The organism is Actinokineospora sp. NBRC 105648, assembly GCF_030269645.1.
Lineage (GTDB): Bacteria > Actinomycetota > Actinomycetes > Mycobacteriales > Pseudonocardiaceae > Actinokineospora.
The window spans coordinates 1-8291 of record NZ_BSTR01000093.1 but is presented as its reverse complement, the minus strand read 5'-3'; the positions used below and the strand labels follow the sequence as shown (position 1 = coordinate 8291).

Sequence of the window (8291 nt, the reverse complement as noted above, 5' to 3'; positions counted from 1 at the left end):
GGCCCCTAGAGCACCGCGGTGGAGAGAAAAGGGCAGGGTAAGGGCATCCCCACCCACGGCAAGTTTAGCGGCACTCTCCCCCCACACGAAGCGAGTCCACTAGATCGAGCATTCGTAGCGGGCGTTGCTTTCCAGCGGGGTCGGCCTCACCGCTGCGGTTTGCTGGGGAGGCGGGATTCGCTTGGGTGTCGCGGGGTCGGCCCATCCGCTGCGGTACCAGCGGGGGCTGGATTCACTCGCGTGCCAGCGGGGTCGGGATCCTTTGCGTGCCAGTGGGTTGGGATCCTGTCGCCCACCAGTGAAGGTGGCATGCCGCTGCGGTTGGTTGGCTGGATGCCCACTATCCACTGTGGACTGTATCGGCCGCTGTCGGTCAGCGGCCGTCCGGCCAGGTCGGGTCGGTGGTCAGCACAGTGAGCCTCTGCGTCGCGCGGGTCAGTGCCACGTACAGCGTTCGTGGCCCGGTGGTGGACTCGGTCACCAGTTCACCGGGTTCGACCAGGACCACCGCGTCGTACTCCAGGCCCTTGGACTCCAGTCCGTCCACGACGCGCACGCGTTCGTCGTTCAGTTCCTCGACCGCCGCGCGTGTCGCGGCTACCCGGCTGGTCGCGGTGATCACCCCGACCGTGCCGTCGACCTCGCCCAGCAGTTCGGTGGCCGCGGCCAGCGCGCCCTTGGTCAGTTCGGCGGTGTCGGTCACCCGGATCGACGGTTCGATCCCGGTGCTGCGCACCGCGTGCGGTAGTTGGTCGGCGGTGGCCACGTCGGTGACCACCCGGCCCGCCAGGTCGAAGATCTCGGCCGAGTTGCGGTAGTTCGTCCGCAGTCCGAATCGCCTGCGCTGGGTGCGCGGACCGCCGAATGCCGCGTCCTGGGCTTGCGCTGCCTCTGCCGGGTCCGGCCACGAGCTCTGCACCGGGTCGCCGACCACGGTCCAGCTCGCGTACTTGCCGCGTCGACCGACCATGCGCCACTGCATCGGGGAGAGGTCCTGCGACTCGTCCACCACGATGTGGGAGTACTCGTCGTAGTCCTCGCGGCCGCGGTAGCCCTGCGACGGGCCGTTCACCTGCTCGCCGCGCCTGCGCCTGCGGGCGGGCCTGCCGAGCAGCACCCGGATCTCGTCGAGCAGCGCCACGTCGGCCACCGACCAGCCCGCGGCCCGGTCGGCCCAGGAGTCGGCCAGCAGGTCCACTTCGGACCGGGTGAGCACCCGGTTGGCCGCCCGGGCCAGCCGCCTGCGGTCGCCGAGGGCGCGCAGCACCTCGCCTGCGTGCGGCAGCTGCCACCACACCACCACGAACCGGTGGAAGTCGATCCGGTCGCCCAGCTCGGCGATCAGCTCGGCCCGCTTCACCGGGAAGTCCTCGTAGGAGTCGGCCTTGCGCCACAGCGCCTCCAGCAGCGCCTCGGCCGCGTCCACCCGCGCCTGGTTCGGTGGCTTGCGGCCGTTGTGGACCGCGGTCCGCACCGCCGCGAGCTCGCGGGCGTCGAGCTTGAGGACCTCGCCGCGGTAGACGATGCGCAGCTCGTTCGGTGCGTCGTCGGGGGCCTCGCGGATGGCCTTCTTCAGCACCCGGCGCATCCGCAGTGATCCCTTGACCGCGGCCACCGGTGCCGGGTCGACGTAGCGCGCCTTCGCGCCGTCGAGCAGGTCGCTGAGCGAGCGCAGCTCCACGTTGTCCTCGCCCATCGAGGGCAGCACCCGGGAGATGTAGGAGGTGAACGCGGGGGAGGGGCCGACCACCAGCACGCCTGAGCCGCCCATCCGCCTGCGGTCGCGGTAGAGCAGGTAGGCCACCCGGTGCAGCGCGACCGCGGTCTTGCCGGTGCCCGGGCCGCCGGTGATCTCGGTGACCCCGCGCCACGGTGCCCGGATCGCCTCGTCCTGCTCCTTCTGGATCGTGGCCACGATGTCGCGCATGTTCTCGCCGCGGGCCCGGGTCAGGCTGGCCATCAGCGCGCCCTCGCCGACCACCGGCATGCTGTCCTGGTGGTTCTCCGGCATCAGCAGGTCGTCGTCGATGTCGACCACGGACTGCCCGGTCGAGCGGATCACCCGGCGCCGGATGACCTCCATCGGGCTCTCGGCGGTGGCCTGGTAGAACGGCGCCGCCGCGGGGGCGCGCCAGTCGGTGACCAGGTTCTCGAAGTCCCCGTCGCGCACGCCGAGGCGGCCGACGTACATCGTCTCGCCCTCGGTGGTGTCCAGCCGCCCGAACACCAGGCCCTCGTGCTCGGCGTCGAGCGTGCGCAGGATCTGCGTGGCGTGGCGCACCATCACGTCGCGCTCGAAGAGCATCGCGGCTTGCTCGAAGACGGCCTCGTTGCGGGCGCCGTGGGCGAGCTCGTCGCCCCTGGTCCGCATCGCCTCGGCCTCGTCGCGCATCACCGCCACCCGGGCGTAGACCATGTCGACGTGCTTCTGCTCGACCGCGATCTCGGCCTCTCTCACAGAGGTTTCCGACACGCAGCGCTCCCACAGTTTCGTTCTCGGACGGAAGAGCGAGATTACGCGCTTTGCCCTTGGCGTGAATCGGCCGCGTGGCGGATGTGCTCCGCCTCACCCCGGATCGCGACGGTCCGTGCGCTGTCGGGCACCATGGCGCGGTGACCAGGATCGTCGCGGGCGCCGCCGGTGGGCGCAGGCTCGGCGTGCCGCCGAAGGGGACCCGGCCGACCGCCGACCGGGTGCGCGAGGCGTTGTTCAGCGCGCTGGAGTCCGCCGTGGACCTCGACGGCGCCCGGGTGCTCGACCTCTACGCGGGCTCCGGCGCGCTCGGCTTCGAGGCGCTGTCCCGGGGAGCCGCGCTCGCCACGCTCGTGGAGTCCGATCGCGCGGCGGTGGCGGTGCTGCGGCGCAACGCGACCGTGGTGGACCTGCCCGGGGTGGACATCCGGGCGTCCAGGGTCGACCGGGTGCTGGCCGTGCCGCCGGGGACCCCGTACGACCTGGTGTTCGCCGACCCGCCGTACGCGCTGGCCGAGACCGAGCTGGGCCAGGTCCTCGGCGCCCTGCTCGAGCAGGGGTGGGTCGCGACCGGGAGCACGGTCGTGGTGGAGCGGTCCACCCGGTCGGGTGATCCGGTGTGGCCCGCCGGGCTGGTTCCCGAGCGCAGCCGCAAGTACGGCGAGACCACCCTGCACTGGGCGCGCGTGAGCGGTGTGACAAACCCGGGCTGACCGTCCCGACCGGCTGCTACGGTCCGGTTTCATGACGCGCGCGGTGTGCCCGGGCTCCTACGACCCGCCGACCAACGGCCACCTCGACATCATCGAGCGGGCCGCCGCCCTGTTCGACGAGGTCGTGGTGGCGGTCCTGATCAACAAGAGCAAGCGCGGCCTGTTCACCGTCGAGGAGCGGATGGCGCTCATCGCCGAGGCGGTCGAGCACCTGCCCAACGTGCGCGTCGACTCCTGGCACGGCCTGCTGGTCGACTACTGCACCCGCTACGACGTGCAGGCCATCGTCAAGGGCCTGCGCGCGGTCAGCGACTTCGACTACGAGCTGCAGATGGCCCAGATGAACCAGGGCCTCACCGGGGTGGAGACGCTGTTCATGCCCACCAAGCCGCTCAACAGCTTCCTGTCCAGCTCGCTGGTCAAGGAGGTCGCCACCTACGGCGGCGAGGTGTCGCACCTGCTGCCGCCGAACGTCCACAAGCGACTCGTGGCCCGGCTGGCGGAGAACCGCGCCCGGGCCGAGGGCGACTAGAGCGGCAGCTTCATCCCCACGTGGCTGGCGACGAAGCCGAGCCGCTGGTAGAAGCGGTGCGCCTGCTTGCGGGAGGCGTCGGTGGTCAGCTGGACCATGACCGCGCCGCGCTCGCGGGCGGTCTCCACCGCCCACTCGATCAGCCCCTGGCCCAGGCCGTCGCCGCGGCGGTCGGTGCGCACCCGCACGCCCTCGATGGTGGCCCGGGTGGCGCCCAACCGGGACAGCCCCGGGGTGAACGTGAGCTGCAGCGTGCCCACGACCTCGCCACCGTCCTCGGCGACCACGAGCAGCTGCCGGGGGTCGCGGTCGATCTCGGCGAACGCCTCGCCGTAGCGCGGGTCCCCCGGTGCCTCCCTGGTCGCGCCCAGCGGGTCGTCGGCCAGCATGGCCACGATCGCGGGGACATCGGCGGCGACGGCGGGTCGGATGTGCACGGTCGCCAGCCTGCCACAGGGGGTTCACGCGACGGAAAGTCAGCGATCACCTGATCGGGTTACGTTCCGAAAATGAGCAACGTCACCTCGAAGAGTGTCACCGCACTGCTCGCCCTGGTGCTCGCCACGCTCGGTGTCTTCGGCGTCGGCAGCACGGCCGCCGCCGACCCGACCGCCGCCCACACCGCCTCGCAGGTCGCCGCGCAGCCCGCGTGCGGCAACACCTCGTCCTACACCCGGGTGGCCCTGTCCAGGCTGCCCGCCCAGGCCACCGACACCTACCGGCTCATCCGCGCGGGCGGGCCGTACCCCTACCCGCAGGACGGCGTCGTCTTCCAGAACCGCGAGCGCATCCTGCCCAGCTGCGCCACCGGGTACTACCACGAGTACACGGTCAAGACCCCCGGCTCCAGCACCCGGGGCGCCCGCCGGATCGTCACCGGCAACGGCGGCGAGTACTTCTACACCGGCGACCACTACGCCTCCTTCCAGTTCATCACCTTCTAGCGTGACCCCCGGGCGTGTCCTCGACCGGGGACACGCCCGGCCCACGTCCCCGCCCCGCCCGCGCCGAACGGGCAGAATTGGCGGCTGGAGCTCGCCGAGGGGCGGAGGAGGAGCTGTGTACAAGGTCTTCGAGGCCATCGACGAGCTGGTCACCATCGTGGAGGAGGCCAGGGGTCTGCCGATGACCTCCGGCTGCGTCGTCCCCCGCGGTGACGTGCTCGAACTGCTCGACGAGATCCGCGACGCGCTGCCCGCCGAGGTCGACGACGCCCAGGACGTGCTCGACCGCAAGGACGAGATCGTCGGCGCCGCCGAGCACCACGCCGAGCAGTCGGTGAGCAAGGCCACGCTGGAGGCCGAGACCACCATCGCCGACGCGCGCGCCCAGGCCGAGCGGCTCATCGCCGACGCCACCGCGCACGCCGACCGGCTGGTCGCCGAGGCCCAGGACGAGGCCGACCGCACCGTCGCCGCGGGCCGCGCCGAGTACGAGAGCCTGGTGGGCCGCTCGCAGTCCGAGGCCGACCGGATGCTGCAGGCGGGCCGCGAGTCCTACGAGCGGGCCGTCGAGGAGGGCCGGTTCGAGCAGCGCAGGCTGGTCTCGCAGACCGAGGTCGTGGCCGCCGCGCACGCCGAGTCTGCTCGGGTGCTCGACGCCAGCTCCGACGAGTCCGCCCGCCAGCGCGCCGAGTGCGACGCCTACGTCGAGGGCAAGCTGGCCGAGTTCGAGGACTTCCTCAGCCACACGCTGCGCACCGTGGCGAAGGGCCGCTCGCACCTGCGTGGCACGATGAGCGGTGTCCCCGCGGGCGCGGTCCCGTTCGACTACAACGGCTGATTTCCGCCACGGCCGCCGATCGCGTACCCTGTTCAGGCTGACCGCGCACCGTCATCGGTGCTCGCCGCCACCCGACCTCGAAGGCGCTGACCGACCAGCCATGTCCTCGCACCGCAAGAGCCCCACGCGTCAGGCGCTCAACAGCCCTTGGGTGATCGACACCCGGGAGCTGGGCAGGCGCCCGGGCTCCAGCCGACCGGTGCGCCGCACCGCGGCCGCCAGCTACGTCCTCGGTCTCGAGGGCGTCATCGGCGTGCCGATGGGTGCCGAGGTCGAGCTGGACGTGCTGCTGGAGTCGGTGATGGAGGGCGTCCTCGTCACCGGGACCGCCGCCGGACCGCTCGCCGGGGAGTGCTCGCGCTGCCTGGACCCGATCACCGACGAGGTCGAGGTCGAGATCACCGAGCTGTTCGCCTACCCGGACAGCGCGACCGACGAGACCACCGACGAGGACGAGGTCAGCAGGCTGGTCGACGACCGGCTCGACCTGGAACCGGTCGTCCGCGACGCGGTCGTGCTGGCGCTGCCGCACGTGCCGCTGTGCACCGAGGACTGCGCCGGGCTGTGTGCCGTTTGCGGTGGGAAGTGGGCCGATCTCGGGGCCGACCACCGGCATGAGACCATTGATCCTCGATGGGCCGCGCTGCAAGAGCGGTTCCACCAGGATCCGGGTCAGTAGCTCCACCATCCGATCCTGCTCACCAGCTCGTCAGAGGAGATTCAGTCGTGGCCGTCCCCAAGCGGAAGATGTCGCGTTCGAACACCCGCTCGCGCCGCTCGCAGTGGAAGACCACTGCCGTGCACCTGGTGGCCTGCTCGAACAAGGCGTGCCGCGAGCCCAAGCCGCAGCACCTCGCCTGCCCGACCTGTGGCCAGTACAACGGTCGCCAGGTCATCGCACCCGCGTAGCCGACGGCGAAGAGAAGCACGGCATGGGGGGTAAGGCGTCCCGGGGACCGACCTCGGACCCGGAAACGCTGCTCGACGCGCTCGGCGTCCGCTTGGACGCCGAGCTGCTCGTGCTCGCCTTGACGCACCGCTCCTACGCCTACGAGAACGGTGGCCTGCCGCCCAACGAGCGGCTGGAGTTCCTCGGCGACGTGGTGCTCGGGCTGGTGGTCACCGACCACCTCTACCGCACACACCCGGACCTGCCCGAGGGGCAGTTGGCCAAGCTGCGGGCCAGCGTGGTCAACATGCACGCCCTCGCGGGCGTGGCCCGCGGCCTCGGCGACGGCGGTCTGGGCGCGCACCTGCTGCTCGGCAAGGGCGAGGAGCTCACCGGCGGCCGGGACAAGGCCAGCATCCTCGCCGACGGCATGGAGGCGGTCATCGGCGCGGTGTACCTGCAGCACGGCATCGACACCGCGCGCCAGGTGGTCCACCGCCACTTCGACCCGCTGCTCACCGAGGCACCACTGCGCGGCGCGGGCCTGGATTGGAAGACCAGCCTCCAGGAGCTCACCGCCTCGGCAGGCCTAGGCGTGCCGGAGTACCGGGTGCGCGAGGAAGGTCCGGACCACCGCAAGGAGTTCACCGCCATGGTCGTGGTGAACGGCCAGGGCTACGGCAACGGCGACGGTCGCACGAAGAAGGAAGCCGAGCAGAAGGCCGCCGAGGCGGCCTGGCGCGAGCTCTCGGAGAAGATCGACACAGACACCCCGGACTCCACCAACGGTGCCTGAGCTACCAGAGGTAGAGGTAGTCCGGCGCGGCCTGCAGAACCACGTGGCAGGCCGCACGATCGCGCGGGTGGAGGTCTTCCACCCGCGCGCGATCCGCAGGCACGTCCCGGGCGCCGTCGACTTCGCCTCCCGCCTGGTCGGCCGCCAACTGGTCGAGGCCAGGCGTCGGGGGAAGTACCTCTGGGTCGACCTGAGCTCCGGCGAGGCAGTCCTGGCGCACCTCGGGATGAGCGGCCAGATGCTGGTCCAGCCCCAGGGCGCACCGGACGAGAAACACCTCCGCGTCCGAGTCGGCTTCGCCGACGACGGCCCCGAACTGCGCTTCGTCGACCAGCGGACCTTCGGCGGCCTGTCGGTCGAGGAGACGGTAGAGGTGGACGGCGTCCTGCTCCCGGACCCGGTCGCCCACATCGCCCGCGACCCGATGGACCCCGCTTTCGACCTCGCGGCAGCGGTAGCCGCAGTCCGGCGCAAGCGCACGGAGATCAAGCGAGCACTCCTGGACCAGACCTTGGTCTCGGGCATCGGCAACATCTACGCCGACGAGGCCCTGTGGCGGACGAAGCTGCACTGGGCCCGACCGACCGACAAGCTGACCGCCGCGAAGGCCGGGGAACTCCTGTCGGCGGCGACCGACGTGATGAACGAGGCCCTGTCGGTCGGCGGCACGTCCTTCGACGCGCTCTACGTGAACATCAACGGCCAGTCGGGATATTTCGACCGCTCGTTGAACGCCTACGGCCAAGAGGGCCTGCCTTGTGGGCGTTGCGGGAGACCGATCAGGAGAGAGCCTTTTATGAACCGCTCCTCCTTCTCCTGCCCCAAATGCCAACCACACCCACCGGGATTCGCGGCAGCCTGACAACCTGCCCTGCCCTGCCCTGCCCTGCCCGCTCTGCTCTTGCCTTGCCCACTCTGCTCGTTTCGCTCATCCCTTTCTTTTTTTCTTGTCCTTGCCCTCAATCTCTAATTCTCAAGTCCTACGGAACGCAACACCCGTTACGGATGTGCTCGATCTGGCGGACTCCCTTTGTGTGGGGGAGGAGTGCCGCTAACCTTGACCTGGTGGTGGGGATGCCCTTCACCCCACGCTTTTTCCCCACAGC

10 protein-coding genes are annotated in these 8291 nt (G+C 70.8%); 8 read left to right on the top strand and 2 right to left on the bottom strand.

The window, feature by feature from the left end:
• Positions 1-373: 373 nt before the first annotated feature.
• A complete protein-coding gene (locus QSK30_RS36415; protein WP_285509974.1) occupies positions 374-2473 on the bottom strand; it encodes a HelD family protein in 2100 nt (699 codons plus the stop codon).
• Between the two features lie 140 nt (positions 2474-2613).
• Between QSK30_RS36415 and rsmD the strand changes: the two genes are divergently transcribed.
• Entirely contained in the window at positions 2614-3186 is a 573-nt protein-coding gene (rsmD, locus tag QSK30_RS36410) for a 16S rRNA (guanine(966)-N(2))-methyltransferase RsmD (protein WP_285509973.1), read from the top strand.
• A 31-nt stretch (positions 3187-3217) separates the two neighbouring features.
• On the top strand, positions 3218-3718 hold the full coding sequence (gene coaD, locus QSK30_RS36405) for a pantetheine-phosphate adenylyltransferase (protein ID WP_285509972.1): 501 nt from the start codon (positions 3218-3220) through the stop codon (positions 3716-3718).
• On the opposite strand, the gene QSK30_RS36400 is transcribed toward coaD, so the two are convergent.
• Positions 3715-4107 (bottom strand): GNAT family N-acetyltransferase, encoded by a 393-nt coding sequence (locus QSK30_RS36400; protein ID WP_502871942.1) that lies wholly within the window; start codon positions 4105-4107, stop codon positions 3715-3717. The two genes, coaD and QSK30_RS36400, sit on opposite strands and share 4 nt — an antisense overlap.
• 120 nt (positions 4108-4227) lie before the next feature.
• Here QSK30_RS36400 and QSK30_RS36395 point away from each other — a divergent pair, with 120 nt between their 5' ends.
• The 6 genes from QSK30_RS36395 to mutM all read left to right on the top strand — a co-directional run bounded on the left by QSK30_RS36395 (position 4228) and on the right by mutM (position 8047).
• Positions 4228-4662, top strand: a complete 435-nt coding sequence (locus tag QSK30_RS36395) for a guanyl-specific ribonuclease (RefSeq protein WP_285509970.1) — start codon at positions 4228-4230, stop codon at positions 4660-4662.
• Positions 4663-4777: 115 nt separating this feature from the next.
• Entirely contained in the window at positions 4778-5500 is a 723-nt protein-coding gene (locus QSK30_RS36390; RefSeq protein ID WP_285509969.1) for a DivIVA domain-containing protein, read from the top strand.
• A 100-nt stretch (positions 5501-5600) separates the two neighbouring features.
• Positions 5601-6179, top strand: a complete 579-nt coding sequence (locus QSK30_RS36385; RefSeq protein WP_285509968.1) for a YceD family protein — start codon at positions 5601-5603, stop codon at positions 6177-6179.
• Between the two features lie 47 nt (positions 6180-6226).
• Complete coding sequence (gene rpmF / locus QSK30_RS36380; RefSeq protein WP_285509967.1) at positions 6227-6409, top strand: 50S ribosomal protein L32; 183 nt, start codon at positions 6227-6229, stop codon at positions 6407-6409.
• Positions 6410-6432: 23 nt separating this feature from the next.
• Positions 6433-7185 carry a ribonuclease III gene (gene rnc / locus QSK30_RS36375; RefSeq protein WP_285509966.1) on the top strand — a complete coding sequence of 251 codons (753 nt, stop codon included), beginning with the start codon at positions 6433-6435 and terminating at the stop codon, positions 7183-7185.
• Positions 7178-8047: a bifunctional DNA-formamidopyrimidine glycosylase/DNA-(apurinic or apyrimidinic site) lyase gene (gene mutM / locus QSK30_RS36370; RefSeq protein ID WP_285509965.1), complete on the top strand. Its 870-nt coding sequence runs from the start codon at positions 7178-7180 to the stop codon at positions 8045-8047. Before rnc ends, mutM begins: the two co-directional genes overlap by 8 nt.
• Positions 8048-8291: the final 244 nt, after the last annotated feature.

Bases quoted from the DNA above. Each gene is read 5' to 3' on its own strand.
- rnc (WP_285509966.1), top strand. From the start codon at position 6,433: ATGGGGGGTAAGGCGTCCCGGGGACCGACCTCGGACCCGGAAACGCTG.
- coaD (WP_285509972.1), top strand. From the start codon at position 3,218: ATGACGCGCGCGGTGTGCCCGGGCTCCTACGACCCGCCGACCAACGGC.
- QSK30_RS36400 (WP_502871942.1), bottom strand. From the start codon at position 4,107: ATGCTGGCCGACGACCCGCTGGGCGCGACCAGGGAGGCACCGGGGGAC.
- QSK30_RS36395 (WP_285509970.1), top strand. From the start codon at position 4,228: ATGAGCAACGTCACCTCGAAGAGTGTCACCGCACTGCTCGCCCTGGTG.
- QSK30_RS36385 (WP_285509968.1), top strand. From the start codon at position 5,601: ATGTCCTCGCACCGCAAGAGCCCCACGCGTCAGGCGCTCAACAGCCCT.